26 protein-coding genes and 1 pseudogene are annotated in these 25,664 nt (G+C 54.2%); 11 read left to right on the forward strand and 16 right to left on the reverse strand.

Annotation, left to right across the window (positions count from 1 at the left end):
• The first annotated feature begins 12 nt into the window (after nt 1-12).
• Entirely contained in the window at nt 13-975 is a 963-nt protein-coding gene (locus tag HII27_RS17315; RefSeq protein WP_185669023.1) for a GlxA family transcriptional regulator, read from the forward strand.
• A 313-nt stretch (nt 976-1,288) separates the two neighbouring features.
• Here HII27_RS17315 and HII27_RS27190 read toward each other — a convergent pair.
• The 8 genes and pseudogenes from HII27_RS27190 to sad all read right to left on the reverse strand — a co-directional run.
• Nucleotides 1,289-1,390 (reverse strand): annotated as a pseudogene (locus HII27_RS27190) (GNAT family N-acetyltransferase); the annotation flags it as partial.
• Between the two features lie 112 nt (nt 1,391-1,502).
• The gene (locus HII27_RS17320; RefSeq protein ID WP_185669097.1) at nt 1,503-2,417 is read right to left on the reverse strand and encodes a bestrophin family protein; all 915 of its coding nucleotides are present in this window, start codon (nt 2,415-2,417) and stop codon (nt 1,503-1,505) included.
• A gap of 289 nt (nt 2,418-2,706) precedes the next feature.
• Complete coding sequence (locus HII27_RS17325; RefSeq protein WP_185669024.1) at nt 2,707-4,158, reverse strand: tagaturonate reductase; 1,452 nt, start codon at nt 4,156-4,158, stop codon at nt 2,707-2,709.
• 114 nt (nt 4,159-4,272) lie between these two features.
• The gene (locus tag HII27_RS17330; protein WP_185669025.1) at nt 4,273-4,800 is read right to left on the reverse strand and encodes a GNAT family N-acetyltransferase; all 528 of its coding nucleotides are present in this window, start codon (nt 4,798-4,800) and stop codon (nt 4,273-4,275) included.
• Nucleotides 4,801-4,887: 87 nt separating this feature from the next.
• Nucleotides 4,888-5,880 (reverse strand): sensor domain-containing diguanylate cyclase, encoded by a 993-nt coding sequence (locus HII27_RS17335; protein WP_185669026.1) that lies wholly within the window; start codon nt 5,878-5,880, stop codon nt 4,888-4,890.
• 165 nt (nt 5,881-6,045) lie between these two features.
• A complete protein-coding gene (locus tag HII27_RS17340) occupies nt 6,046-6,411 on the reverse strand; it encodes a DUF4186 domain-containing protein (RefSeq protein ID WP_185669027.1) in 366 nt (121 codons plus the stop codon).
• Nucleotides 6,411-7,337, reverse strand: a complete 927-nt coding sequence (gene glsB / locus HII27_RS17345) for a glutaminase B (protein ID WP_185669028.1) — start codon at nt 7,335-7,337, stop codon at nt 6,411-6,413. The genes HII27_RS17340 and glsB overlap by 1 nt, the downstream gene beginning before the upstream one ends.
• Nucleotides 7,338-7,407: 70 nt before the next feature.
• The gene (sad, locus tag HII27_RS17350) at nt 7,408-8,793 is read right to left on the reverse strand and encodes a succinate-semialdehyde dehydrogenase (RefSeq protein ID WP_185669029.1); all 1,386 of its coding nucleotides are present in this window, start codon (nt 8,791-8,793) and stop codon (nt 7,408-7,410) included.
• 105 nt (nt 8,794-8,898) lie between these two features.
• On the opposite strand from sad, the gene ptrR reads away from it, so the two are divergent.
• Nucleotides 8,899-9,768: a putrescine utilization regulator PtrR gene (gene ptrR / locus HII27_RS17355; protein ID WP_185669030.1), complete on the forward strand. Its 870-nt coding sequence runs from the start codon at nt 8,899-8,901 to the stop codon at nt 9,766-9,768.
• Here the strand turns inward: ptrR and HII27_RS17360 are convergent.
• Entirely contained in the window at nt 9,731-10,201 is a 471-nt protein-coding gene (locus HII27_RS17360) for a GNAT family N-acetyltransferase (RefSeq protein WP_185669031.1), read from the reverse strand. The genes ptrR and HII27_RS17360 overlap by 38 nt on opposite strands.
• A 156-nt stretch (nt 10,202-10,357) precedes the next feature.
• On the opposite strand from HII27_RS17360, the gene HII27_RS17365 reads away from it, so the two are divergent.
• The gene (locus HII27_RS17365; protein WP_185669032.1) at nt 10,358-11,302 is read left to right on the forward strand and encodes an L-lactate dehydrogenase; all 945 of its coding nucleotides are present in this window, start codon (nt 10,358-10,360) and stop codon (nt 11,300-11,302) included.
• A 99-nt stretch (nt 11,303-11,401) separates the two neighbouring features.
• Here HII27_RS17365 and HII27_RS17370 read toward each other — a convergent pair whose 3' ends face one another.
• Complete coding sequence (locus HII27_RS17370; RefSeq protein ID WP_185669033.1) at nt 11,402-12,190, reverse strand: PhzF family phenazine biosynthesis protein; 789 nt, start codon at nt 12,188-12,190, stop codon at nt 11,402-11,404.
• A gap of 201 nt (nt 12,191-12,391) precedes the next feature.
• Between HII27_RS17370 and HII27_RS17375 the strand changes: the two genes are divergently transcribed.
• The gene (locus HII27_RS17375; RefSeq protein ID WP_185669034.1) at nt 12,392-13,591 is read left to right on the forward strand and encodes a sugar transporter; all 1,200 of its coding nucleotides are present in this window, start codon (nt 12,392-12,394) and stop codon (nt 13,589-13,591) included.
• 80 nt (nt 13,592-13,671) lie between these two features.
• Here the strand turns inward: HII27_RS17375 and HII27_RS17380 are convergent, their stop codons facing one another.
• Nucleotides 13,672-14,340 carry a MarC family NAAT transporter gene (locus HII27_RS17380; RefSeq protein ID WP_185669035.1) on the reverse strand — a complete coding sequence of 223 codons (669 nt, stop codon included), beginning with the start codon at nt 14,338-14,340 and terminating at the stop codon, nt 13,672-13,674.
• A 229-nt stretch (nt 14,341-14,569) separates the two neighbouring features.
• On the opposite strand from HII27_RS17380, the gene marR reads away from it, so the two are divergent.
• Genes marR through marB form a run of 3 tightly spaced genes read left to right on the forward strand, consistent with a single transcriptional unit; the run spans nt 14,570 to nt 15,651 of the window.
• Nucleotides 14,570-15,004 (forward strand): multiple antibiotic resistance transcriptional regulator MarR, encoded by a 435-nt coding sequence (gene marR, locus HII27_RS17385; RefSeq protein ID WP_185669036.1) that lies wholly within the window; start codon nt 14,570-14,572, stop codon nt 15,002-15,004.
• Between the two features lie 20 nt (nt 15,005-15,024).
• Complete coding sequence (gene marA / locus HII27_RS17390; protein WP_035895737.1) at nt 15,025-15,408, forward strand: MDR efflux pump AcrAB transcriptional activator MarA; 384 nt, start codon at nt 15,025-15,027, stop codon at nt 15,406-15,408.
• A 30-nt stretch (nt 15,409-15,438) separates the two neighbouring features.
• Complete coding sequence (marB, locus tag HII27_RS17395; protein ID WP_185669037.1) at nt 15,439-15,651, forward strand: multiple antibiotic resistance protein MarB; 213 nt, start codon at nt 15,439-15,441, stop codon at nt 15,649-15,651.
• A 39-nt stretch (nt 15,652-15,690) separates the two neighbouring features.
• Here marB and eamA read toward each other — a convergent pair whose 3' ends face one another.
• A complete protein-coding gene (eamA, locus tag HII27_RS17400) occupies nt 15,691-16,593 on the reverse strand; it encodes an O-acetylserine/cysteine exporter (protein ID WP_185669038.1) in 903 nt (300 codons plus the stop codon).
• A gap of 195 nt (nt 16,594-16,788) precedes the next feature.
• Here eamA and ydeE point away from each other — a divergent pair, with 195 nt between their 5' ends.
• Nucleotides 16,789-17,979: an efflux MFS transporter YdeE gene (gene ydeE / locus HII27_RS17405; protein WP_185669039.1), complete on the forward strand. Its 1,191-nt coding sequence runs from the start codon at nt 16,789-16,791 to the stop codon at nt 17,977-17,979.
• Between the two features lie 80 nt (nt 17,980-18,059).
• Here the strand turns inward: ydeE and HII27_RS17410 are convergent, their stop codons facing one another.
• Nucleotides 18,060-19,163, reverse strand: coding sequence for a cobalamin-independent methionine synthase II family protein (locus HII27_RS17410; protein WP_185669040.1), 1,104 nt, complete (start codon nt 19,161-19,163; stop codon nt 18,060-18,062).
• Between the two features lie 151 nt (nt 19,164-19,314).
• Nucleotides 19,315-19,713 carry a rhodanese-like domain-containing protein gene (locus tag HII27_RS17415; protein ID WP_185669041.1) on the reverse strand — a complete coding sequence of 133 codons (399 nt, stop codon included), beginning with the start codon at nt 19,711-19,713 and terminating at the stop codon, nt 19,315-19,317.
• Nucleotides 19,714-19,798: 85 nt separating this feature from the next.
• On the opposite strand from HII27_RS17415, the gene ftrA reads away from it, so the two are divergent.
• Both ftrA and mgtS read left to right on the forward strand, forming a co-directional pair.
• Complete coding sequence (gene ftrA, locus HII27_RS17420) at nt 19,799-20,788, forward strand: transcriptional regulator FtrA (RefSeq protein ID WP_185669098.1); 990 nt, start codon at nt 19,799-19,801, stop codon at nt 20,786-20,788.
• Nucleotides 20,789-20,872: 84 nt separating this feature from the next.
• Complete coding sequence (gene mgtS / locus HII27_RS17425) at nt 20,873-20,968, forward strand: protein MgtS (protein WP_185669042.1); 96 nt, start codon at nt 20,873-20,875, stop codon at nt 20,966-20,968.
• Nucleotides 20,969-21,625: 657 nt separating this feature from the next.
• Here the strand turns inward: mgtS and dcp are convergent.
• Complete coding sequence (gene dcp / locus HII27_RS17430) at nt 21,626-23,671, reverse strand: peptidyl-dipeptidase Dcp (RefSeq protein WP_185669043.1); 2,046 nt, start codon at nt 23,669-23,671, stop codon at nt 21,626-21,628.
• Between the two features lie 390 nt (nt 23,672-24,061).
• Nucleotides 24,062-24,436 (reverse strand): winged helix-turn-helix transcriptional regulator, encoded by a 375-nt coding sequence (locus HII27_RS17435; RefSeq protein WP_370631767.1) that lies wholly within the window; start codon nt 24,434-24,436, stop codon nt 24,062-24,064.
• 196 nt (nt 24,437-24,632) lie between these two features.
• Between HII27_RS17435 and HII27_RS17440 the strand changes: the two genes are divergently transcribed.
• Nucleotides 24,633-25,640: a zinc-binding alcohol dehydrogenase family protein gene (locus tag HII27_RS17440; RefSeq protein ID WP_185669044.1), complete on the forward strand. Its 1,008-nt coding sequence runs from the start codon at nt 24,633-24,635 to the stop codon at nt 25,638-25,640.
• Nucleotides 25,641-25,664 lie beyond the last annotated feature (24 nt).

Here is a 25,664-nt window from a genome sequence, read left to right on the forward strand (position 1 = left end):
GAGAATAGCCCTATGTCCACCACCTCGGTTGCGATTGTGGCCAGCGAAGGATTCAGCACCTTTCACTTTTCCGTACCGCTGATCCTGTTCGGTAATAGCGTGAGCGAAACACCGCGTTTCACGCGTTATATTTGTGCCGAAACGCCGGGGCTGGTGTGGTCAAAGGAAGGCACCGCCGTGCAGGCTGATAGCGATTTTTCCGTGCTCGCCGGGTGCGATATTGTCATCGTCCCTTTCTGGCGACACGTGGATGAAAAACCATCACCAGCGCTGCTTGAAGCGCTGATTCGCGCTAGCCAAAACGGCGCAACCCTGGTGGGATTGTGTCTCGGCACCTTTGCGCTCGCTTATGCGGGTTTACTCGATAATCGCCGTGCCGTCACGCACTGGGAATTTGAGAAAGCGTTTGAACGACTTTTTCCCCGTGCCCGACTTGATGTTAACGTCCTCTATACCGATGACGACGGTATCATCACCTCTGCCGGTACCGCCGCCGCGCTGGACTGTTGCCTTTATGTGATTCGCCAGCGATTTGGCGCGCGCGTCGCTAACCAAATCGCCCGCCGAATGGTCACGCCGCCCTACCGTGAAGGCGGCCAGGCGCAGTTCATTGAGCAGGTGGTGCCGCACCGTACCGGCGATACGCGGATTAATCAGCTGCTGACGTATTTGCAGGATAATCTCCATCAGGCGCATCAAATTGATGTGCTGGCAGAACGGGCTGCCATGAGTCGTCGAACCCTGACCCGCCATTTTCAGAAAGCGACCGGTATGTCGATTGGTGAATGGATAACCACTGAGCGTCTGCGCCGCAGTCAGACGCTACTGGAGAGCAGCACGCTTTCGATTGAACAGGTGGCGGAACGTTCCGGTTTTCAATCATCCATCACCTTTCGGCAGACGTTCCGCGAGAAACTGGGCGTCAGCCCGGTAGAGTGGCGCAAAACCTTTCAGGGGATGGCGAGCGAGCGCTAGCGAAAATGTTATCCACAGAAACGGTGCACAACCTTGTGGGTAATTAGCCTAAAAGCCGTTGATTATCTGAAGATTCATCCGCTGCTTAAGGGCGCAGCAGTGGTCTGCGCCCGAACAGGAGTGCATCATCGAGGGATTAGCGGCCTACCAGTTGAAGGCGCGAACCAGCGATAAATCCCAGGCGGTTGCGAAGAGTGAAATGAACACAATGATGTTCACGGCAGTTTCGATTCTTTTTTCCATTTTGATTCTCCTTATGTCGGTGCAACCATTAAACATGGAAAACCTTAATGATTTATTCTGCTCGTTTACCTTAAAGCGTAACAGAATAGCGGACGAAATCGTCGGCTGCGACAAACTCATCATAAAGCTTACGGGCCGGATTATGAATACGCGTATGCCAGTAGAAGCGTGACTATCCCTGCTCTTTCGCCTTGTTTAGCACAAATTGCTGCTGTAGAAACCGTTGTACCCTTCCTATCGTCTTCCTGTACAGCGCGTCACCGACCCCTCTCTTAACTCAGCTCTTAACTCAGCTGATAGTACTTATCGACGGTGATCCGGGCGGGTATCTGCGACTCATCATTCATCTGCAGCAAATCTATTTCGATAGCGTTACAGATAGCGTCCAGCGGTAAATCATTATTTTCCATACCGAAGGGTTCTTCAAGCTCTTCTGCCAGGGTATCCAGTGAGATAAAGGTGTACGAAATCAGCACCGAAATAAACGGCGTCATGTAGTGCAGGTCAACGACCAGCGCAAACGGCAACATGATGCAGAACAGGTAGACAGTACGGTGCAAAATCAGCGAATAGGCAAACGGCACCGGGGTATTGGCGATACGCTCGCAACCGGCCAGTACGATAGACATGTCATTCAGACGAATATTCAGGCTGTGGAATAGAATATCGGACAGCGCGCCTGAACGGCGGCGCTCCGCGAGCCAATCTCCCATTATAAGAAGAATACGGTTTGCCGGTGACTGCGCGGCTAATACCTGCGTCAGGTGCGCTTCGCAGAGGTACTTAGCCAGCACCGCGCGCGTCGGCTGGCGGCGTAACGTCAGGCGCAGACAGTGTGCAAAAGCAATCTGTAGGCGGACAAACTCCCCTACATGTGGGTCGTCATGCAGCGTATTTTTCACTTCGCGTAGCAGCGAACGTGAGGCAATCATCAACTGGCCCCAGAGCTGTCGCGCTTCGACGTAGCGGGCATAGCAGGCATTATTGCGAAAACCGAGGAATATCGCGATGGCCACGCCCAGAATGCTGAACGGTGCGACGGTGAGCTTAAAGCCTAACGAGGAATACCACGGCAGGATGAGGATCACCACTATCGAGAGCAGGAAATTGAGCAGTAAGCGAGAGTAGATCTTCGGCAGTACAGAGCCGTGCCAGACGAAAATGCGTGCCAGCCAGTGCTGGTGTGGACGAACAATCATGAGTTTTTCAATCAGGTTAATAAGTTGTGTATTAAACGTGATCTCGGTCATGTATTCAAGCGGTACTGACACTGAGATGGTATGCTTACGGGCCCCATTTTGTGCTGTTTAGCCTTGTTGGCACGGGGTTCAGGTGGGGATATATAAAAGGCATTTAATGTATGTTGTAACTAATTAGGTGTTTGAGTGAAAATACGGTGCGACTCCGGAGTCGGCTTTACCTCGTCCGGGCTACATTTGTAAAAAACCCGGCCGGAGCCGGGTTAGTTAGATGCCTGCATGGGGGCAATTAGCAGAGCGGTTGTACCGCTTTACGCATGCCTTTAGCCAGAATGGCGTCGAGATCTGCGGCAACCTGTTCGACCAATCCATCAACTTGTGTAAGATCTTGTTCCCAGTGTTCGCTCACGGACAGTACGGCTTTCACCAGATCGGTGGTGCTAATCTGCTGGTCGCGATGCTGAGCCCACAGCTGCTGGTAGCGGTCAATCCAGTGCGCGTCGTCCTGCACCGGGTACGCTTCGCCGTTACGCTCTGCGCGGTAGAAGGCAATCAGCGCGGCCAGCGCAAAAGTCAGACGTGCAGGCAGTTTACCGCTCGCCTTCTGCCCTGCCAGCAGCTGCGGCAGGATACGGGTGCGGAACTTGGTCATGCCGTTCAGCGCGATGGAAAGCAGCTGGTGTTTGATGTACGGGTTACGGAAACGACCGGTCACCGCGCTGGCGAAGGATTCCAGCTCGTCTTTTGGCAGATCCAGTACCGGAATGATCTCTTCATAGATAGCTTTTTCAACGAACGCGCAGATTTCTGCATCGTTCATCGCTTCGCCCACGGTATCAATCCCCGCCTGGAATGCCACTGGAACCAGCGCCGTGTGTGCGCCGTTCAGGATAGCGACTTTACGTTCTTTATACGGTTTGATGTCGTCAACGATCAGCACGTTCAGCGCCAGTTTGTCCAGACGCAGTTCGCTGGCCAGTGATTTTGGCCCCTGAATAACAAACAGATAGAAGTGCTCTGCGGTATCAAGGAAACCGTCTTTATAGCCCAGTTCCGCTTCCAGCTTAGCGGCTTCATCACGCGGGTAACCGGTGACGATACGGTCCACCAGCGTAGAGCAGAAGGCGTTAGATTCATTCAGCCAGGTCATAAATTCAGCCGGCAGCGCCCACTCCTGTGCGTAGCGAACCACCAGCTCGTGCAGCGCTTCACCGTTGTAGTCGATCAGTTCACAAGGAATGATCACCCAGCCTTTATCCGCCGCACCGTTGAAATGAGTGAAGCGTTCGAACAGCAGACGCGTCAGCTTAGCCGGGTAGCTTACCGCTGGCGCATCATCAAATTTGTCACCCGCATGGTAGCTGATGCCCGCTTCGGTGGTGTTGGAGAACACGAAGCGCATGTCCGGGTTGTGAGCCAGCTTCAGGTATTCCGCGTAGTCGGCGTAGGCGCTGATTTCACGGTTAACGGAGCGGATCAAGCGTGCGTCACTGACGGCTTCGCCCTTCTCATTCAGACCACGAATAATTGTAGTATAGAGGCCATCCTGAGTGCTCAGGGACGGCGGGAAATCGCTCGCAATAGGACGAACGATGACCACACCGGAATTCAGGTCGGTATGTTCGTTCAGCAGGTCAATCTGCCAGTCAACGAAGGCACGCAGGAAGTTGCCTTCACCGAACTGGATAATGCGTTCAGGGTAGTGGGCACCGGGGAAATCATGGCGGTTCAGTGTTTTCACAATGGGTTCCTTTCTGGATTAGTCATACAACCTGCTCAATTGGTCTAATAACTTATCAGATTTTCCGCTTATGAAACCGTGTTTTGATCAAAAGTGAGAGAATAAATAGTGAATCTATAAAAATTTGTAAAATAAGGAGGTTGCCGTCAGTTCGCCATCTGGCATATAGGCATAGCGCGGCAGTTCGCCCGCTTTCTGCCAACCGCAGCGCGCATAGAAGGTCTCCGCCCCACTACCGGTGGCGGTATCCAGCACCAGCACGCTTTTCTGTGCATCAACGGCAATCTCTTCCAGACGCTGCATCAGCGCACGAGCAATACCGCCACGACGCGCGCACTCATGCACCAGCAGCTTCGAGACATCGGCGCGATGCGGCTGGTTCTCCGGCTGGTCGATAACTAATTGTACCGTCCCGACAATCTTGTGGTCGCTATCTTTCGCCACCAGCACCACGCGTTCCGCACGAGCAACACTCGCCGCCGTTTTCTGCCAGAACGCCCGCGCCTTTTCAACGTTAAAAGGCAGCATAAAGCTCACCGACGCGCCACCGTTAACGCAGTTGCTAAGCACATCGGAAAGCGGTTCGAGGTGCGCAAGAATGTCAGCCTCAGAAAAGGTATGCAGAGTAAAAGGTGCGTTCATGTTGATTCTCCTTGTTAGTGTGCTACACACTATCACGCTAACAATTTGATAACACAACAGGCTTAATCATTGGATTTTCTTATGCCGCTAATGGGCGAAGATCTGATTTTTTCCGCGACGTTTCGCTTCGTAGAGGGCGCTATCCGCCGCCTGCAGCCAGTCGGAAACTTCATGCATGTCCGGTAAGGCATCGGCAATACCAATGCTCAGGGTTAGCGTCTGATGATGATCCGGTCGGTCCGTAACCACCGCCGTGGCATCCATAATACGCTGGGCAATACCGCGCCCCTCTTCTAATGTGGTATCCGGCAGCAGGATCACAAACTCGTCGCCTCCAAGCCTTGCTGGCGTATCGGTACCGCGCGTCGCCATCTGCAATATCTGCGAGACGGTTTTCAGCATCACGTCCCCGACCTTATGCCCGTGACGATCGTTTATTTCTTTGAAGTTGTCGAGATCGATAAACATCAGCAGCGAGTGGCCATAGTTCTGCTTCAACCGGACAAGCTCCCAGGCGATACGCTGTTCAAGCAGACGACGGTTAGCAATATCAAGCAGCGGATCGAGCATTGCGATACGTTCCAGCTCCTGGCTTTTCAGCCGCAGCTTCACCGCAATACTGTCGGTCAACAGACTCAGGGCCAGCACGTAGAGAGAAATCAGCGGCAACGTTGCCAGCATAGTCTGCTGCGTCACCTCGCCATAAAACGGCATCCCTGTCAGCACCCAGGTGCCAGCGAAAACGGAGAGCATCATCACCGCCGCTTTACGCATCAACGGGATCCCCCCGGCAGAGAGACGATCCGCCAGCAGGATCGTGGCAATCGTCACCGAAGGCAGCGGGTTCAGTGCCATTAAGGCAATCCAGAATCCCCCGGCCCCGGCATCAAATAGCAGGTTCTGGTATTCAGCATCGCGGGGTATAGGCGCACGGACGGCGCGCAGATAGGCAACCGTTGGCCAGATAAACGCATTGCACGCCAGCAGCAGTTCAAAATAGACCGGCTGATGACGTTCAATAAGCACTGACACAATCGGCAGGAAGCAAAGAAAGGTACCGAGCATCCGCATCAGATACATACGTCTGACAAACCGGGTTCCCGTTACCCCTTTATTCGTAATTAGTTTGTCAAATCCGTTCATAACGCAATTTATTCCGATACGTCGCCCGGCCTATCATATTGGACGTACGAAGTCACATCAACCTATCAAAATCGATAGCTTTTCAGAATAAACTGATAGGTGTTAGCCGCCTGGCGCGTTCATTTGCAGTACCAGCCAGTGGTGGATAACGCGGACAATGTAGTTTTGCTGTTCAATACTTAGCGCCTGGCCCTGAGGAATATGATGCCATTTCTCCAGGCAGCCGCGACAACAGGTCGCCGTCGCGTGCTGAGCGATAAACACCGGGTGCCCTCGCATCGGCGTCTGCTTACCGTCATTCTTCGGCCATGCCGGAGCCAGCCTGCCCGCAACAAAATCAGCGGCATGCTGGTCAATCGTCGGCGCACCTTTGTCATAACAGTACTGCCGTTCTTTTACGCCCAGATGAAAGCGGCTGCGAAACGGTGAACGTTGCAGTCGCACAAACAGGCTTTCTAACGCGTCCATCAGTAAACCGAGCGTCCTATTTGTTGAGTCAGTTTTTCCAGCACGGCGACACCCGCCAGCGAGTTACCCGTCTCATCCAGCTCCGGGCTCCAGACGGCGATCGCCATCTCGTGCGGCACAATCGCCACCACGCCGCCGCCAACGCCAGATTTCGCCGGCAGACCCACGCGCCAGGCAAATTCCCCGGCGTTTTGATACATGCCACTGGTTGCCATCAGCGCATTCACCTGACGCGCCTGCATCGGGGAGATAACCGGCGTGTCGAGATGAATCGCCTTCCCCTGATTGGCCAGGAACAGAAAGGTATGGGCCAGCTCAATACAGTTCATCTCCAGCGCACAGTAATGGAAATAGTTCTGCAGTACCGTCGTGACATCGTGATGGAAGTTACCGAAGGATTTCATCAGCCAGGCAATCGCCGCATTACGCGCCGAATGTTCAAACTCAGAGCGCGCCACCTGCGCATCGTAACCAATACTGGAGACGCCGCTTAGCTTGCGCACAATTTCGAGCATCCGCTGACGCGGGGCGCTGAGTCGCCCCTGCAGCATATCGCAGACCACCAGCGCACCGGCGTTAATAAACGGGTTGCGCGGAATGCCCTGCTCGATTTCAAGCTGCAAAAGGGAATTGAAGGGTTGCCCGGAAGGATCTTTTCCGACGCGAGACCAGATCTCCTCAGCCTGATAGTGGTTCATCGCCACTACCAGACTCAGGACTTTCGAAATCGACTGGATGGAAAAACGTTCAGTCGCATCGCCCGCGCTATAGTGCTGCCCGTCGACGGTGCTGATAGCAATCCCCAGTTTATTGCCGCTGACGCAGGCCAGTGCCGGAATATAATCCGCCACCTTCCCCTGCCCAATCAGCGGCCTGACATCATCAAGTATGGATGTCAGCATGGCATTATTGATAACCGTAGCCACTTACACTCCTTGCCCACAGGCTATTTTCGGCCTGGGAGTATAGCAGAGCCTAAGGGCTACGTCGTTTGGGTTAGCGACGATCTTTCCATACCGTCTGCACATTACAGAACTCGCGCAGACCGAAGTGCGACAGTTCACGACCAAAGCCACTTTTCTTCACGCCGCCGAAAGCGACACGGGCATCGCTGGCGCTATAGCCATTGATAAATACCCCGCCGCACTCCAGCTCATCCGCAAAGCGCTGGGCCTGGGCCGTATCACTGGTAAAGACGGTCGCCGACAGACCAAACTCGCTATCATTTGCCAGCGCCAGCGCGTGGTCAGCGTCACGGGCAACGGTAATTGCCGCCACCGGGCCAAACATCTCCTGACGGAAAGCGGTCATGGTCGGCGCCACATTCGCCAGTACGGTTGCCGGATAGTAGTTACCCTCGCTACTCAGCAGTTCGCCGCCAAGCAACAGCGATGCGCCCTCATTGACGGTTGCCATCACCTGGTTATGCAGTTCATCGCGCAGGTCAAAACGCGCCATTGGCCCCAGATAGTTCTCTTCGTCAGTCGGCTCACCCATTTTGAGCGCCGCCGCTGCCGCAACAAACTTCTCGGTAAACTGTTCGGCAATACCCGCTTCGACGATAAAGCGTTTCGCCGCCGCGCAAACCTGTCCGGTATTCTGATAGCGACCAATGACTGCCGCCTGCACCGCCATGTCGATATCAGCATCGTTCAGGACGATAAACGGATCGGAACCCCCCAGCTCCAGCACGCATTTTTTCAGCGCCGCACCGGCCTGAGCACCAATCGCTTTACCTGCACGCACGCTACCGGTCACGGTAACTGCCGCAATGCGCGGGTCGTTGATCATCTGCGTCACGCCGTCGTTAGTCGCGTTAACCCAGCTAAACACACCCGCCGGAACGCCAGCCTGCCCTACGATATCGCCAATCAGCGCCGCACAGCCCATCACGTTAGGCGCGTGCTTCAGAATATAGCTATTCCCCGCGAGTAAAATAGGCACCGCACCGCGCAGCACCTGCCACAGCGGGAAGTTCCACGGCATAATCGCCAGCACCGGGCCAAGCGGACGGTATTCAATCACCGCCTGGTTATTCTCAACCTGAGTCGATTCGGTGGCCAGCATCGCCGGGCCATGTTCGGCATACCAGTCGCACAGATGGGCAGATTTCGCCACTTCGCCACGCGCCTGTTTAATCGGTTTACCCATTTCACGGGTGATGCATTGCCCCATCTCTTCACCACGTTCACGCAGAACGCGGCCAATCGCACGCAGTGCGTCAGCGCGTTGCTCAATTGCCGTCTTACGCCATTGACGAAACGCGGTATCCGCCAGCGTAATGGCGATATCCACTTCCGGACCGGTTGCCCACGGCAGCGAAGCGATGGTTTCGCCGTTAGCCGGGTTAATAGAGACAGCGTGCGTTGCAGGTGAAGTCATCTTATTTCTCTCTCAATAAATTGCGTAGTGATGACAGTTTCGCCTATCCTGCCATTTATGAAAAATGAATAATATTAACCGAACCATTCACGATACGAGAATGCCATGGATTTAACCCAGCTTGAGATGTTTAACGCCGTTGCCGAGACCGGCAGTATTACCCAGGCCGCCCAGCGAGTGCATCGCGTGCCCTCTAACCTGACGACCCGCATTCGCCAGCTGGAAGCGGATCTTGGCGTTGAGCTGTTCATTCGTGAGAATCAGCGGCTGCGTCTGTCGCCCGCCGGCCATAGCTTTCTACGCTATAGCCAGCAGATCCTCTCGCTGGTTGACGAAGCCCGCATGGTGGTGGCTGGCGATGAGCCGCAGGGGCTGTTTTCTCTCGGCGCGCTGGAGAGCACTGCCGCCGTACGCATTCCCGAAACGCTGGCCCGCTATAACCAGCGCTACCCGCGCATTCAGTTTGATTTAGCCACCGGTCCATCGGGCACCATGACCGACGGTGTGCTGGAAGGCACGCTCAGCGCCGCGTTCGTCGATGGGCCAGTGATGCATCCGGGATTGGACGGTATGCCCGTCTACCCAGAGGAGATGATGATTGTCGCCGCCCACGGGCATCCGCCGATTACCCGCGCCAGTGAGGTCAACGGCGCCAGTATCTATGCGTTTCGCGCCAACTGCTCTTACCGTCGGCATTTCGAAAGCTGGTTCCATGCCGACCAGGCGACGCCGGGGCGTATACATGAGATGGAGTCCTATCACGGAATGCTGGCCTGCGTGATTGCCGGAGCCGGGCTGGCATTAATGCCGCGCAGCATGCTGGAAAGCATGCCGGGGCATCATCAGGTAGAGGCATGGCCGCTGGCAGAGAAGTGGCGCTGGCTGACGACCTGGCTTGTCTGGCGACGCGGGGCCATGAGCCGCCAGTTGGAAGCCTTTATAGCGCTACTGGATGAGCCAGCGGTTTCACCATAAAGACGCTGAGCGGATCCGGCTGATACGGCGCAAAAGCGTCACACACTTCATAGCCGCAGCGTTGATACAGACAGATTGCCGCATGCTGGTGAATCCCCGTCTCCAGCTGCAGCGTGCGGCAACCGCGCTGCAATGCGGCAGTTTCAAGCTCTGCCAGCAGTTTTTCGCCCAGGCGCTGACCGCGGTGCGTCGGATTGATAAAAACCCGCTTCATCTCACCGCGCCCCGCGTCATCCAGCACAATTGCCCCGCAGCCGACGGCTTCTTCCCCTTTACGGATAACCATCACGATCAGCTGATTTTGCGGCAGCGACGCGAGATCCAGCAGATGATTACTCTCCTCGGGATAGAGCGCACTTTGATAACGGTCAAGCTCGGCGATAAGGGCATTGACGGCGGGGTCGGCGGATGGAGTTATTGCGATCGTGTACATGGGTGCAGGGTCCTGTTTTATTGTTGTTTTTCTACTCTATCATTCGCCATCGTTTAGTCTCATAGCATTAACTTATAATTTGCCCCGGCTCTTGCGCTAACCGGTTGTTAACGAGTAGTTTTATCCACTGTTATTTGTCCCTGTACTGGAATAACCATGAACACGAAAGCCCGTAAAGTCATGATCATCGGCGCCGGTAACGTCGGCGCGTCAGCCGCCTATGCGCTGCTGAATCAGAATATTTGCGAAGAATTGATCCTGGTCGACCTGAATAAGACCCGTGCCGAAGCGCACGCACAGGACCTCAGCGATGCCGCGGCTTATATGCCCGGTATGATGACCATCTCCTGCCGCGATGCCAGCGACTGCGCCGATGTGGATATTGCGGTTATTACCGTCTCCGGCGGCGCGCTGAAGCCCGGCCAGACACGTCTTGATGAGCTGAAAAGCACGGCCAAAATTGTACATAGCATCGTGCCGCAGATGATGGCCGGTGGCTTTAACGGTATTTTCCTGATTGCCACCAACCCCTGCGACATTATCACCTGGCAGGTGTGGCAGCTTTCTGGTCTGCCGCGCAGCCAGGTTATCGGTACCGGAGTGTGGCTCGATACCACGCGTCTGCGCCGCAAGCTGGCTCAGGATCTGGATATTGGCGCGCAAAGCATCGACGCGTTCATTCTCGGCGAGCACGGCGACAGCCAGTTCCCAGTATGGTCGCACTCGTCGGTGTACGGTTCACCTATCGAGAACGTCTACCTGCAACGTACCGGTAAAGCACTGGATCGTGAGTCGATGGCAGAGAGAGTTCGTAAGTCAGGCTTTGAGATTTACGCCGGGAAAGGCTGCACCGAGTACGGTATTGCCGGAACCATTGCCGAAATCTGCCGTAATATCTTTACCGGCAGCCACCGCGCGCTGGCGATTTCCTGCATTCTGGACGGGGAATACGGCGTTGAAGGCGTCGCCATCGGCGTTCCCGCCGTGCTGGCGCAAAGCGGCGTACAGCAGATTATTGAACTGCAGCTCGCCGCCGAGGAGCAGGAGAAGTTTGCCCGCTCGGTGGCGATTATTAAGTCGAATATTACGCTGCTGCCGTAAGGCCTTTTGTAGTCCGGCCGAGGCGTTGCCGACGCCGGGGTTAGTTCAGTGCTGATTCCCGGCGTCACCTCGTTCGACCGGGCTACGGGTAACAACACGTTAATCCAGCAGCACTTTCCCTTGTAAATAGGTTCTCGCCACCCCGCTCATCAATACCCTCTCACCCACCCATTCACAGCGCACATCGCCACCGCGCGCGGATACCTGACGCGCCAGCATCCGGGTTTTACCGAGCTTTTCGCCCCAGTACGGAATTAACATGGTGTGTGCGGAGCCGGTAACCGGGTCTTCCCACACCGCTTCGCCCGGTGAGAAGAAGCGGCTAACAAAATCATAATCACCGTCGCCCGCAGCGGTGACGGACACTTTATGTTCACCGGGGATCATGGCGCTGATATTGGGTTTCAGCGCTTCAACCTGCTGCCGGTTTTCCAGCTCAATCACCCATGCACGGCCTTTACGGGCATTCAGGTAGTGGGTAACGCCCAGTGCATGCAGCATGTCCGCCGGAGGCGTGGCGTCGTGGGTGGCACCAGCCGGGAAGTCCAGCGTGAGCCATTCGTCGCGGCGCGAGACGGTTAAGCGGCCGGACAAGGTGTCGAAATGGACGCGTTCATCAGGGTAATGAAGGTGCTGAAACACCACGTGAGCGCTGGCAAGCGTCGCGTGGCCGCAGAGGTTAACTTCATTTTGGGTGGTAAACCAGCGCAGGGCAAAACCGCCGTGCTGCTTAACAATAAACGCCGTTTCCGATTGATTATGCTGACGGGCCATTTTCAACAACGTCTCATCGGGCAGCCAGTCGTCAAGCAGACAAACCGCCGCCGCGTTACCACCGAAAGCATGGTCGCTAAAGGCATCAACCATATAAAAATCAATCTCGTGCATGCGTATCCCCTGAATCATATGTGCGAGATAGCAAACTGACATAAAAAATGAATACCGGCAACTCGCTTTCTGGCGCTAAAAAGTGACACCGTCACACAACTACAAAAATGAGAGGTTAATCACAAAATAATTGTATTTGTCGCAAAAATCGCTTTAAGATCGCTTATCTGTTCCTTTCTTTAACGCTCCCGGTGCATTTTTATGACAACAAACACGGTCTCTCGTCGGATCGCGTGGCTTCGGGTAGTCACGCTGGCTATCGCTGCTTTTATCTTCAATACCACTGAATTCGTTCCGGTTGGACTGCTCTCCGACATCGCCAGCAGTTTTGGCATGCAGACGGCGCAGGTCGGGATCATGCTGACCATCTACGCCTGGGTGGTCGCACTGATGTCGCTGCCATTTATGCTGCTGACCAGCCAGATGGAACGGCGTAAATTGCTGATCGGGCTTTTTATTCTGTTCATTGCCAGCCACGTGCTGTCGTTCCTCGCGTGGAACTTCACCGTACTGGTGATAAGCCGAATCGGAATTGCGTTTGCCCATGCGGTGTTCTGGTCAATTACCGCCTCTCTGGCGATTCGTATGGCACCTGCCGGTAAACGCGCACAGGCTCTGAGCCTGATAGCGACCGGCACGGCGTTGGCAATGGTCTTCGGCATTCCGATCGGTCGTATCGTGGGGCAATATTTTGGCTGGCGAACCACCTTCTTCGCCATCGGCGTGGGTGCGCTCATCACCATGCTGGCGCTGATTAAGCTGCTGCCTAAGCTGCCGAGTGAACATTCCGGTTCGCTGAAAAGCCTGCCGGTGCTGTTCCGTCGTCCGGCGCTGATGAGCATTTATCTGCTGACCGTGGTGGTGGTGACCGCCCATTACACCGCCTACAGCTATATTGAACCGTTTGTGCAGACGGTGGCCGGGCTGAGCGGTAATTTTGCCACGATTCTGCTGCTGGTGCTGGGCGGCGCGGGGATTATCGGTAGCATTATCTTCAGTAAGCTCGGCAATAAACATTCGTCAGGGTTGATCAACGGTGCCATTGGCCTGCTGCTAGTCTGCCTGCTGTTGCTGCTTCCCGCCGCGCAGGATGCCACTCACCTAGCCGTGCTCAGCATCTTTTGGGGTATTGCCATTATGGTGATCGGTCTGGGAATGCAGGTGAAAGTGCTGGCGCTGGCGCCGGATGCCACCGACGTTGCAATGTCGCTGTTCTCAGGGATTTTCAATATCGGGATTGGTGCCGGTGCGCTGCTGGGTAGCCAGATAAGCACCCATCTGTCGATGTCATCTATCGGCTATGTGGGTGCGGCACCGGCGCTGGCGGCGCTTGTCTGGTCGGTGATGATTTTCCGCCGCTGGCCATCGGCATCGTTAGAGGAACAGGCGCATCAGCATTGATGTGCTTCCCGGCGTCGCTGCGCTTGGCCGGGCTACGTTCAGATTGGTAGCCCGGCCGAGCGCAGCGACGCCGGGGAACCTTACGCGTGATAGGTCGTAATAATTTCCAGTACGCCGTTGATAATAAACTGCACGCCCATACACACCAGCAGGAAGCCCATCAGACGGGAAATCGCTTCAATCCCCCCTTTCCCGACCAGACGCATAATCGCCCCTGAACTACGTAAGCATCCCCACAGGATAATGCCCACCATCGCAAAGATAATCGGCGGCGCGACCAGTATCACCCAGTCCGGGAAATTTGCCCCGTGCTTAACCGTCGATGCAGAACTGATGATCATCGCAATCGTCCCTGGGCCTGCGGTGCTAGGCATGGCAAGCGGGACAAAGGCGATGTTCGCCGTCGGTTCGTCTTCCAGTTCTTCTGATTTGCTGCGCGCTTCCGGCGAGTCATGCGCCTTCTGCTGCGGGAACAGCATGCGGAAACCGATAAAGGCCACGATCAGCCCACCGGCAATTCGCAGCCCAGGTATTGATATACCGAATGTATTCATCACCACCTGGCCCGCATAATAGGCCACCATCATGATAGCGAAGACGTACACCGAGGCCATCAGCGACTGCCGGTTGCGCTCTGCGTTGTTCATATTGCCGGAGAGCCCAAGGAACAGCGCCACGGTCGTTAAAGGGTTAGCCAGCGGCAGCAATACCACCAGCCCAAGCCCTATTGCCTGAATAAGTTCCTTCATAAGCGTCCCAAAATCCTGTCTGTTTAACGAAAAATAACATGCTGTACACAAGGCCATTCCCCACCAGCGCAGCATATCTGGCTTCGGGCAGGCTAAGTACAGGATATCCTATTTATGGCTGTCTGAACCGTTTTAGCAATTCGTGGCATCACTCAATCCATTCAGTTGACTTATGATTGCGTGAGAAATAATATCCACCGCAACTAAAGTACTTGCCAGGGCAACCATTGTGAACAGCACAAGCAATCTCTTCAATGAAATGATTCCACTTGGGCACCTGATTCACATGGTTAACCAGAAAAAAGATCGCTTACTCAACGAGCATTTATCGCCAGAAGAGATTACCGCCTCGCAGTTCAGAGTGCTTTGCTCTATCCGTTGCCAGGGCAGTATCACCCCCGTGGAGTTGAAAAAGACCCTTTCGGTGGATCTGGGCGCGCTCACTCGCATGCTTGATCGTTTGTTGTGTCGGGGTTGGATAGCCCGGTTACCCAATCCAAATGACAAACGTGGGGTATTGATTCAGCTGACGCCAGAAGGCGCAGCCATTTGTGAACAATGCCACCTGCTCGTTGGGCAAAACCTGCACCAGGAATTAACAAAAAACTTAACGGCAAATGAAGTTGCGACGCTCGAACTTCTCCTTAAAAAAATATTGCCGTAAACAGAAGAAGAGGTAAGACGATGTCCAGACGTAACACTGACGCTATTACTATTCATAGCATTTTGGACTGGATCGAAGATAACCTGGAATCCCCTCTGTCACTTGAGAAAGTGTCTGAGCGTTCCGGTTACTCAAAATGGCACCTGCAGCGGATGTTCAAAAAAGAGACCGGTCATTCATTAGGTCAGTACATTCGCACCCGTAAACTGACGGAAATCGCCCAGAAGTTAAAAGAAGGCAATGAGCCGATTCTCTATCTGGCCGAACGTTACGGTTTTGAATCGCAGCAGACGCTGACGCGGACGTTTAAAAACTACTTTGATGTGCCACCGCACAAGTACCGCGTGACCAATATGCGCGAGGATTCTCGCTACCTGTTCCCTATTAATCACTGTGTCTGTTAATCGCCTGCAAAAAGACGTATCGAGGAAATAATGAAACTGTTCGCTGCCGTTGCTTTCGTCGCCCTGACGATGGCCGCAAGCGCAAGCTATGCGGAACAACTACCGGCACAAAATCACGCCCATCAGGACATGCTGATGCCATCTGCCAGCAACCAGTCGCCGTTTGATTTTAATCATATGGCCGCTGGTAGCGATAAATCAGATGAACTGGGCGTACCGTACTACAACGATAAAAATCGCTAAACGTTATTGCCCCGCTTCGGCGGGGCTTTTTTTATCCCGTTATCCCTTCACCGCCCGACGCAACCCCGGAATACGCAGGCCAAAGACGTTGATCAGCAACCCGGCCATAATCAGCAACGCCCCTGCCAATTGCATCAGCGACAGTGTCTCACCGAGCAGCAGCGACGCGCTGGCGAGCCCCACCACCGGCACCAGAAGCGACAGCGGCGCCACGCGCCAGGTTTCATAACGTCCAAGCAGCGAACCCCAAATCCCGTAACCCACAATACTGGCAATAAAGGAGAGATAGGCCAGCGACAGCACAGTAGTGAGATCAATATGAATCAGGCTCTGCGCCATCAACTGTGGGCCTTCGAAAATCCACGAGCTCAGCATAAACGGCACAATCGGAATCAGCGCGCTCCAGACCACCAGCGACATCACGCCGGTTTTTGATGGATGCAGCATGATCTTTTTGTTGAAAATATTGCCGCATGCCCAGCACAGCGCCGCACCCAGCGTCAGCATAAAGCCCAGCAGTTGCACATGTTGCCCGGTCATACTGGTTTCAATCAGCACCAGCACACCGAATACCGCCAGCGAAATCCCTACCAGCTGCTTGCGCTGCAGGCGCTCGCCAAAGACAAACGCGCCAAGAATAATGGTAAAGAAGGCCTGCGCCTGCAGCACCAACGACGCCAGCCCGGCTGGCATACCGAAGTTAATCGCACAGAACAGGAAGGCAAACTGACCGAAGCTGATGGTCAGCGCATAGCCCAGTAGCAGCGGCAGTGGTACGCGAGGTCGTGGGACAAAGAACAGCGCCGGGAAGGCAACGAACAGGAAGCGTAATCCCGCCAGAAGCAGCGGCGGCATGCCGTGCAGCCCCACCTTAATAACCACAAAATTCAGTCCCCATACTACGACCACCAGCAGCGCCAGCAGCCCATCTTTACGCGTCATACACGCCCCACCGTTTATTAAATTTATGTAAACACATTCAAAGTAACGAAAAATTCAGCCCAGGAATAGATCATTATTTCTGGCGGGCTGAAATCGCACTTCCCGACACGCGCTCAGGTATACAAGCCGCTTATGGCGTGATATTTGTGAAAGCGATAACAAAAAAACGCACAACGACATCTCTCGGGCAGGAAAATGAAACCAACGACCAGACGATCCACGATTGCGCTGCTGGCATCGTCGTTACTGTTAACCATCGGGCGCGGCGCCACCCTTCCGTTTATGACCATTTACCTCACGCGTAAGTACGCGTTGACGGTAGACACCATCGGCTATGCGCTGTCCATCGCGCTGGTGGCCGGCGTTATCTTCAGCCTCGGTTTTGGCATTCTGGCGGACAAGTTCGATAAGAAACGCTATATGCTGATCGCCGTAACGTTTTTTATCGCCGGTTTTGTCGCTATTCCACTGGTGCACAGCGTGCCGCTGGTGGTGTTCTTTTTCTCGCTGATCAACTGTTCCTATTCGGTCTTCTCGACCGTGCTGAAGGCCTATTTCTCCGACACGCTAACGGCCACGACCAAAGCGCGTATTTTTTCGCTTAACTACACCTTCCTGAACATTGGCTGGACCATTGGCCCGCCGATTGGCACGCTGCTGGTGATGCACAGCATTAACCTGCCGTTCTGGCTGGCAGCGATTTGCGCTGCGTTCCCGCTGCTGTTTATCCAGCGCTACGTGGCGCGCGTTAGCGCTGCCGACATGGCGGAAACGCCCGTGGCCTGGTCGCCGTCCGTGCTGTTGCATGACCGGGCGCTGCTGTGGTTTACCCTTTCCGGCCTGCTTGCTTCATTCGTTGGCGGTTCATTCGCCTCCTGTATGTCGCAGTACGTGCTGACGATTGGCGATAGCACCTTTGCCGAAAAGGTGGTGGCAGTGATCCTGCCGGTGAATGCCGCGGTGGTGGTGACCTTACAGTACGCCATTGGCCGTCGGTTAACGGCGACCAATCTGAAGCCGCTGATGACCTTTGGTACCTTCTGTTATGTGCTGGGTCTGGCTGGATTTATGATGTCAGGCAATAATTTGCTGTTCTGGGGACTGGCGGCGGCGGTCTTTACGCTGGGCGAGGTCATCTACGCACCAGGTGAATACATGCTGATTGATAACATTGCCCCACCGGGCATGAAAGCCAGCTACTTCTCCGCTCAGGCGTTGGGCTGGCTCGGTGCGGCGCTGAACCCGCTGTTAACCGGGCAGATCCTGACCCATTTTGCGCCTTACGCGCTGTTCCCGATCATGATGGTAGTTATCGTGCTGGCGTGGTGGCTGATTATTCGCGGTATTAAGGCCAGCACCTGGGGTGCGACGGTGAGTGTGGCGTGACGGATTCCCCGGCGGCGCTACGCTTGGCCGGGCTACAGAATAGGTAGCCCGGGCGAGGCGGAACGCCGACCCCGGGGGAATTACCAGATATCCGCCGCAATCCCCGTCACCAGACGCACTTTATCCCACTGCTGCTGCTCGCTCAGGCTGTTTCCCTCTTCCGTAGAAGCAAAACCACACTGCGGGCTGAGGCAAATCTGATCCAACGCGACATACTGCGACGCTTCTTCTACGCGCGCCTTCACCCCCTGCGGGTTTTCCAGCTCGCCGTTTTTGGTAGTAATCAGCCCGAGCACCGCTTTCTGCTGCCCTAGGCGGATAAAGCGCAGCGGCGCGAAGTCACCGGAACGATCGTTGTCGTACTCGAGGAAGAAGGCATCCACGTTTACGCGGCCAAACAGGATCTCTGCCACCGGCTCATAGCCGCCCTCTGAAATCCAGGTGGAGCGGAAGTTACCGCGACACACATGCAGCCCGACAATCAGGTCATCCGGCTTACCTTCCAGCGCGCGATTCAACACGTCGGCATAGATAGCCGCCAGCTTATCCGGATCGTCCCCGCGTTCACGAACCTGGCGGCGTTGGTCGTCAGAGCACAGATAGGCCCAAACGGTATCGTCGAGCTGCAGATAGCGACAACCGGCGTCATAAAACGCGCGGATAGCGTCACGCCAGGTATCGGCCAGATCGTTAAAATAGTCGGTCAAATCCGGGTAAACCGTCGCATCGATATCTTTACGTCCACCACGGAAATACAGCACGCTTGGACTTGGAATCGTCATCTTCGGCGTCGCTTCGCCGCTGATGCTTTTCAGGAAGCGGAAATCTTCCAGCATTGGATGCTCACCAAAGCCGAGCTTGCCGGTGACGCGAATACCGTGGGCGCGGGTTTGCACGCCGTTAAACTGAATACCGTTTTCGGAATCATAACGCTCAACACCCTGCAGGCCGTCGAAGAAGTCGAAATGCCACCAGGCACGACGGAACTCACCATCGGTCACCACGTGCAGGCCGCAGTCGCACTGATGCTGCACCACACGCCGAATCTCGGCATCCTCTACGGCGCGCAGCTGCTGCGCGCTGATTTCACCGTTAGCGAGCTGCTGGCGGGCTTCTTTAATTGCCAGCGGGCGTAAAAAACTGCCAACGATGTCGGCGCGATAAGGGGCGTGTTGGTGTGTCATGCGATCTCCTTACTCCATCAGGCAAACTCGTTGCCCTGAGTGATAATTTATTATTTGAACCATTTAGACTTCTGGATGGCTATATGTCTGGATAGTGTCACTGGACAGCGCCCCAGGCAAACGAGAATAATTCATCACTGTTGAAAGATTTTCATGATCCCGACTGAAAGGCGAATCCCTCATCCTGCCAGCCGGTCATCCCACCAATCATTATTTTGACCGGGCGCCCCAGTAACGCCAGCTTGAGCGCCGCCTGATCGGCACCGTTACAGTGAGGCCCCGCACAATAGACCACAAACAACGTCTCCGCAGGCCAGTCCTTCATTCTTTCGGCGGAGATATCAGCATGCCGCAGATGAAGCGCGCCAGGTATATGACGACGGGCGAAGGTTTCGGCACTTCCCACTACGTGAAGCAGTACAAAATCAACGTCGTGATGCTGCTGCGAGGCATGGACATCCGCGCAGTCGGTTTCAACGCTCAGGCGCTGGCGAAAATGGGCTACTGCATCAGCGGCGCTTGCAGTGGGAATGTCAGTCACGTAACTCATCGTTAATTCTCCGGTTCTGTGTTACCACTATGGTAACGACCGGATGAGTATAAACAGGCACCCCATGCAACAACCGCCCGCAGAAATGACAGAAAACAGCCAGAACATGACAAAGTGCGCCCCGCTGGTGGTGGCGTTAGCCTATGACGGTCTCTGCACTTTTGAATTTGGCGTCGCGGTGGAGATTTTCGGCCTCCACCGGCCCGAAATGGGCGAAGGCTGGTATCGCTTTGCGGTCGCCGCCGTCGACGAAGGTGAGCTACGGGCCACCGGCGGCGTACGGGTCATGGCGGACGGGGATTTAAGCTTGCTGGAGCTCGCCGATACTATCGTGGTGCCAGGCTGGCGCGGTATCGACGCCGACGTTCCGCCAGCGCTGTGTCAGGCGCTCAGACAAGCGCATCAGCGCGGCTGCCGGGTGATTTCCATCTGCTCCGGCGTTTTCGTGCTGGCTGCCGCGGGCCTGCTCGACGGTAAGCGCGCCACGACCCACTGGCGTTATGTCGATACGCTCCAGCAGCGTTACCCGGCGATCGAGGTTGTGGAAGATGTGCTGTATATCGCGCAGGAGCACGTATTCACCTCAGCCGGAAGCGCGGCTGGGATCGACCTCTGCCTGCACGTGGTGCGAACGGATTTCGGCCTCGAGGCGGCAAACCTGGTCGCTCGACGTCTGGTCATCCAACCCCACCGCGACGGTGCGCAGAAACAACAGGTTGCGCAACCTGTCGCCCGGGCGCGGGAAAGCCAGCGTCTCGGCATGCTGTTTGATTTTCTTTATCAACATCTGGCGGAAAGCCATAGCGTCAGTTCACTGGCGCAGCGGGTGGGAATGAGCGAGCGGACCTTTTTACGCCGCTTTCAGGATGCCACCGGAAAAACGCCTGCCCGCTGGCTGCTCGATGAACGTTTGCAGCAGGCGCAACATCGCCTGACCAGCAGTCGGGACAGCGTCGAAAAAGTGGCGGAGTTGAGCGGTTTTGGCAATGCGAAAAATCTGCGTTTACGCTTTCAGCAACATCTGGCAATAAGTCCGCTGGCGTACAGAAAAAAATTTACTGCAACAAATAATTAATTCACAAATTACGGCGTTAGTCTAAGTTTAAATCAGTAGGCTAATTAGGTGCTCATTGTGAGAATCGTAAAAGAGGAGGTCATCATGCTGGATAATATGCAAGTGTTTCTGGTTGCCGTGGGGCTCATTCTGTTTTCCGGTTTCCTGACTGCCTATTTTAGCGGAAGATGGAATGATTAACGGATAAAAAAAACCGCCAGGTTAACTGGCGGCATAAATGCTTGCATGGATAGATTTTTTGTTTCTACAATCGTCCGCTCTTCCTGATTGGACCATCGTTGCTAACCACTACCCTACCACCGCAATATTCAACTAAAGCTAAACGGCGAGTGCATTATTCAAAGCATAATTTTTCCACGCCTTTTTACTCCGACAGCTGGCCTGACGGCCTGCCCACAATCTGCCTGAACGAGATTCCTGCAGGTCCTGATGCTCAGGACGATTAGACCAGATGGACTCGCGACGCGCTTTACGCTGGGATACTTTCATGGTTGCCTCCGGGCAGATTGTCGAAATTAAATCCATTAACTCAACGATTTACACGGTGATAATAGCAGCCCGAATGGCGAGTTTCTTCAATAAGTGAACGCATTTGTAAAGAGAGAACCTGACGCATTGCTGCGTATTTCAGCGATTTATCCCCTACCGAATATGTCAGGTTGTTAAATTGTTACAATTACGTAAAACTAGCAACGTTGTCTTCCCTCCAGGAATGATAGCAAGAATGCTCTATTTATTGATGTACTTAACCCGCCAGCCCTGTGTGCGGGTTTTTTTTATATTTTTTGTGGTTTCTGGCGTGAATAGACCACGCCAGAAATGCGTTAACTAAGCGGGTTATTCACTTAGCCCACGGTTTTTCAGCATTGGGGTAATAAGCGGATCGTGTCCTCGCCAGGCGCGATAAAGTGGTTCTAAATCGCTGCTGTTGCCGCGCGACAAAATAGCCTCGCGGAAACGCTGGCCGTTTTCCCTATTCAAACCGCCCTGTTCAACAAACCATTGATAACCATCATCTGCCAGCATTTGCGTCCATAGATAGGCGTAGTACCCGGCCGCATAGCCCCCGCCGAAAATATGCGAGAAATAGCTGCTGCGATAACGCGGCGGCACGGCGCAGAGATCCAACTTTTCCCGCGCCAGCGTCGCCGTTTCAAACTGTTCCACGTCCTGCGGCAGCGATTCAGCGCTCAGGCTGTGCCAGTTCATGTCCAGCAGCGCAGCGCTTAGCAACTCCGTCATGTCGTAGCCTTTGTTGAAGTTGGCGGCGCGGAACAGACTTTCCCGCAGCGCTTCCGGCATCGGTTCACCGGTTTCATGGTGACGCGCATAGTGGGCAAAGACGTCAGGATGGCTGGCCCAGTGCTCATTGATTTGCGACGGGAATTCAACAAAATCGCGCGGCGTATTGGTCCCCGATAACGTGACATAGCGCTGGCTAGCAAACAGCCCGTGCAACGCGTGGCCAAATTCGTGGAACAGGGTAATCACATCATCCCAGGAGATAAGCGCACGTTTACCTGCGGTCGGCTTCTGGTAATTGCAGACGTTATAGATAACCGGACGCGTACCGTTGAGGGTAGATTGCGGCACAAAGTTGTCCATCCACGCCCCGCCGCTTTTGCTGTCGCGGGCGAAGAAGTCGCCGTAAAACAGCGCCATCCCTTCTCCATCAGCATCAAAAATCTCCCAGACGCGCACGTCAGGGTGATAAACCGGCAGATCGAAACGTTCAACAAACGTGACCCCAAACAGCTGGCTGGCAGACCAGAAAACGCCGTCAACCAGCACGCGTTCCAGGGCGAACCAGGGCTTAATCTGTGCTTCATCGATGGCATATTTTTCACGGCGAACCTGTTCTGAATAGAACAACCAGTCCCAGGCTTCGGCTTTAAATGAGGCCGATCCGCTATCGATAAGCGTCTGAATATCCGCCAACTCGCTTTCTGCCCGCGCCCGCGCCGCCGGAGTAATCTCGCGCATAAAATCGAAGGCCGCTTTCGGCGTTTTCGCCATTTGATCGGCCATACTCCAGCTGGCGTAGTCGCTATAGCCCAGCAGCGTTGCCTGACGCGCGCGGATCGCCACCAGCTTTAGCAATTTCTCCCGCGTGTCGTTAGCATCGCCCATCTGGTTGCGGGCCCAGGCGGCTTTAAACAGCTTTTCACGAGTTTGACGCTGACGAAGTTGAGCCAGCGCCGGTTGCTGGGTGGTGTTCACCAGCGGAATAAGCCAGCGCCCCGCCAGACCGCGATCGTTCGCCGCGGCGGCGGCAACGGCGATTTCATCTTCGCTAAACCCAGCCAGTTCTTCCACGCTCTCTACCACCAGCCCGCCGCTTTTCGCCGCCCCCAGCAGACACTGGTGGAATTGGCTGCTCAGGGTTGCCGCTTCGGTATTGAGGGTTTTCAGCTCCGCCTTTTCCGCGTCGCCCAGCCTTGCACCGGCCTGAATGAAACGCTGATAGATGACCTCAACCAGCCGGCGATCCTCTGCTTCCAGACCGAGGTCATCACGCTGTTGCCACACGTGTTCGATACGGCTAAACAGCCCATCGTTGAGATAAATATCGTTGGCAAGCCCGGCCAGCTCAGCAGAGAACGCTTCGTCCAGTTGCTGGATAGTGTCGTTGCTGTGGGAGGCCGCCATGGCAAAGAAAACGGCGTTGACCCGAGAAAGCATCTCCCCGCTTTTTTCCAGCGCCACGACGGTGTTATCAAAGGTTGCCGGAGCCGGGTTATTGGCAATGTCGGCAATCTCCTGACGCTTGCGCTTTAGCGCTTCGTCAAAGGCCGGGCGATAGTGGCTATCGTTAATCGCATCAAACGGCGGTGCCTGGTAAGGTAACGTACTGCTGGCAAAAAATGGATTCATGGCCGACATCCTGGGTTCCTGAAAATAACAGGGTTCCAGAGTAGCAAGCTCTTGATAGACCGCAATGGTTTTACCCGGCAGGAGCGATTTTTCTTTGATGGGAGGCGCTAGGCCGATAAAAATGACGCAGACACCGGTTGCTCCCAGAGACAAGAAGCATATTGGCAAGTACGCATGAGATTGATGCAACCGTATCGCTATCAGCCGTTTATTGCGGAAAATAGCTTATGGTTTCAAAAAACCAATCTCGATAAGTGCCTGAGCTACCAGTAAGACGAACATGACTGCAACCATTGGAGTGTACATGTTGAGCCTCCAGCGAACGCCGTTACTGATAGTATAGAATATATTTTGTTCCGCCTGTCCCTTATCTAAAACACTTAGCCAGCTCACAACGAATCATTTAGGCTGCGTCCGCTCACATTGAAAATTATCCCCCCAATCGCGCATCGCCAGTAAAACGGGCTTTAGCGAAGCGCCCAGCGGGGTGAGTTCGTACTCCACTCTCGGCGGAACCTCCGCGTATACCGTGCGGCTGACGATGCCATCAGCCTCGAGTTCACGCAGCTGTAGCGTGATCATACGACGTGTGGCGGTATCGATAAGCTTACACAGCTGATTAAAACGCTGCTTCCCATCCAGCAGATGAAAAAGGATTATCGGTTTCCACAACCCGCCAATAACGCCCAGCGTGATTTCAACAGCACATCCGGTCCGCTGGGTGTTGTGCTGCCGGGGCATTTTGCTGTCCGAAAGTTCATCGGTATCATTCATGTAACTTAGTCTCAAAATTGTGCGTACTTGTCAGGTTAATACCTGGCAGTATAATAGATTTATCAATTTATGAAATGGATAATATTTCCATTTTGCCAATCATAATTTTCATTATTTCGCATTCGTCGCGAAATCATTATTAACTTATTACTTGCACGTTGCCAGTTATTAGCCATAACATCAACATCGAGGTTTTATGAAATCAATAGCAATTACGCGTTCAAACGCGAAAGGCGATAATCTTGATTATCTCCTTGAAATTGATATCCCCGTACCCATTGCTACGGGTCGCGATCTTTTAATTGACGTTAAGGCCATTGCTGTTAATCCTGCCGATGTTAAAGTCCGCGCCTGGCATAATACCGATACGCCTCGCGTATTAGGCTGGGATGCGGTCGGTATCGTTAAATCTATCGGCGAAAACGTGACGTTGTTTAAACCCGGTGATGAGATCTGGTACGCCGGTGCATTAACGCGTCCGGGCAGCAACAGTGAATATCAGTTGGTCGATGAACGTATTGTCGCTCACCGGCCGATGTCAATCAGTCGCGCAGCTGCCGCTGCCATGCCGTTAACCAGCATTACCGCATGGGAGCTGCTGTTTGACCGTTTTGGCATTATTGAAGGCGGCAACGAGGGGGATACCTTGCTGGTTGTCGGCGCGGCAGGCGGCGTGGGCTCCATGCTGACGCAACTGGCTCGTCAATTAACAAAAATGACCGTTATTGGCACGGCTTCCCGGCCAGAAAGTCAGGAATGGGTAAGAAAGGCCGGCGCGCATGAGGTCATCGACCATAGGAAACCGCTCGATGAAGAGTTAGCCCGTATCGGCATCAGCGAAGTCACCCATGTAGCCAGCTTGACGAATACCGACGAACACTATTCTGAATATATCAAGATCATCGCACCTCAGGGGAAATTAGGTATCGTCGACGACCCCGAGTGTATTAATGCGGTACCATTGAAAGGCAAATGTATATCCTTGCACTGGGAAGCAATGTTTGCCCGTTCAATGTTTGAAACAAAAGACATGATCAACCAACATTTATTACTTAAGCGTGTTAGTGAATTAGTGGATGGTGGGATTATTCAGACTACACAAGGCGATCACTATGGCAATATTACCGCTGATAACTTGCGTAAGGCGCATAGAAAAATTGAAACGGGAAGAATGATCGGAAAAATAGTTCTTGAGGGCTTTTAACACTCTAGCGTCGTTTTATAAATC

This window comes from Kluyvera sichuanensis, from assembly GCF_014218705.1.
In the GTDB taxonomy this organism is placed as follows: Bacteria; Pseudomonadota; Gammaproteobacteria; order Enterobacterales; family Enterobacteriaceae; genus Kluyvera; species Kluyvera sichuanensis.

Coding starts and splice junctions, on each gene's coding strand:
- ftrA (WP_185669098.1), top strand. CDS start 19,799: ATGACAGAAAACAGCCAGAACATGACAAAGTGCGCCCCGCTGGTGGTG.
- marB (WP_185669037.1), top strand. CDS start 15,439: ATGAAACTGTTCGCTGCCGTTGCTTTCGTCGCCCTGACGATGGCCGCA.
- HII27_RS17315 (WP_185669023.1), top strand. CDS start 13: ATGTCCACCACCTCGGTTGCGATTGTGGCCAGCGAAGGATTCAGCACC.
- HII27_RS17440 (WP_185669044.1), top strand. CDS start 24,633: ATGAAATCAATAGCAATTACGCGTTCAAACGCGAAAGGCGATAATCTT.
- HII27_RS17435 (WP_370631767.1), bottom strand. CDS start 24,436: ATGAATGATACCGATGAACTTTCGGACAGCAAAATGCCCCGGCAGCAC.
- eamA (WP_185669038.1), bottom strand. CDS start 16,593: ATGACGCGTAAAGATGGGCTGCTGGCGCTGCTGGTGGTCGTAGTATGG.
- marA (WP_035895737.1), top strand. CDS start 15,025: ATGTCCAGACGTAACACTGACGCTATTACTATTCATAGCATTTTGGAC.
- HII27_RS17335 (WP_185669026.1), bottom strand. CDS start 5,880: ATGTATCTGATGCGGATGCTCGGTACCTTTCTTTGCTTCCTGCCGATT.
- HII27_RS17410 (WP_185669040.1), bottom strand. CDS start 19,163: ATGACACACCAACACGCCCCTTATCGCGCCGACATCGTTGGCAGTTTT.
- HII27_RS17365 (WP_185669032.1), top strand. CDS start 10,358: ATGAACACGAAAGCCCGTAAAGTCATGATCATCGGCGCCGGTAACGTC.
- HII27_RS17360 (WP_185669031.1), bottom strand. CDS start 10,201: ATGTACACGATCGCAATAACTCCATCCGCCGACCCCGCCGTCAATGCC.
- sad (WP_185669029.1), bottom strand. CDS start 8,793: ATGACTTCACCTGCAACGCACGCTGTCTCTATTAACCCGGCTAACGGC.
- HII27_RS17380 (WP_185669035.1), bottom strand. CDS start 14,340: ATGAAGGAACTTATTCAGGCAATAGGGCTTGGGCTGGTGGTATTGCTG.
- dcp (WP_185669043.1), bottom strand. CDS start 23,671: ATGTCGGCCATGAATCCATTTTTTGCCAGCAGTACGTTACCTTACCAG.
- HII27_RS17330 (WP_185669025.1), bottom strand. CDS start 4,800: ATGAACGCACCTTTTACTCTGCATACCTTTTCTGAGGCTGACATTCTT.
- ptrR (WP_185669030.1), top strand. CDS start 8,899: ATGGATTTAACCCAGCTTGAGATGTTTAACGCCGTTGCCGAGACCGGC.
- ydeE (WP_185669039.1), top strand. CDS start 16,789: ATGAAACCAACGACCAGACGATCCACGATTGCGCTGCTGGCATCGTCG.
- HII27_RS17370 (WP_185669033.1), bottom strand. CDS start 12,190: ATGCACGAGATTGATTTTTATATGGTTGATGCCTTTAGCGACCATGCT.
- HII27_RS17375 (WP_185669034.1), top strand. CDS start 12,392: ATGACAACAAACACGGTCTCTCGTCGGATCGCGTGGCTTCGGGTAGTC.
- mgtS (WP_185669042.1), top strand. CDS start 20,873: ATGCTGGATAATATGCAAGTGTTTCTGGTTGCCGTGGGGCTCATTCTG.
- HII27_RS17340 (WP_185669027.1), bottom strand. CDS start 6,411: ATGGACGCGTTAGAAAGCCTGTTTGTGCGACTGCAACGTTCACCGTTT.
- HII27_RS17415 (WP_185669041.1), bottom strand. CDS start 19,713: ATGAGTTACGTGACTGACATTCCCACTGCAAGCGCCGCTGATGCAGTA.
- HII27_RS17320 (WP_185669097.1), bottom strand. CDS start 2,417: ATGATTGTTCGTCCACACCAGCACTGGCTGGCACGCATTTTCGTCTGG.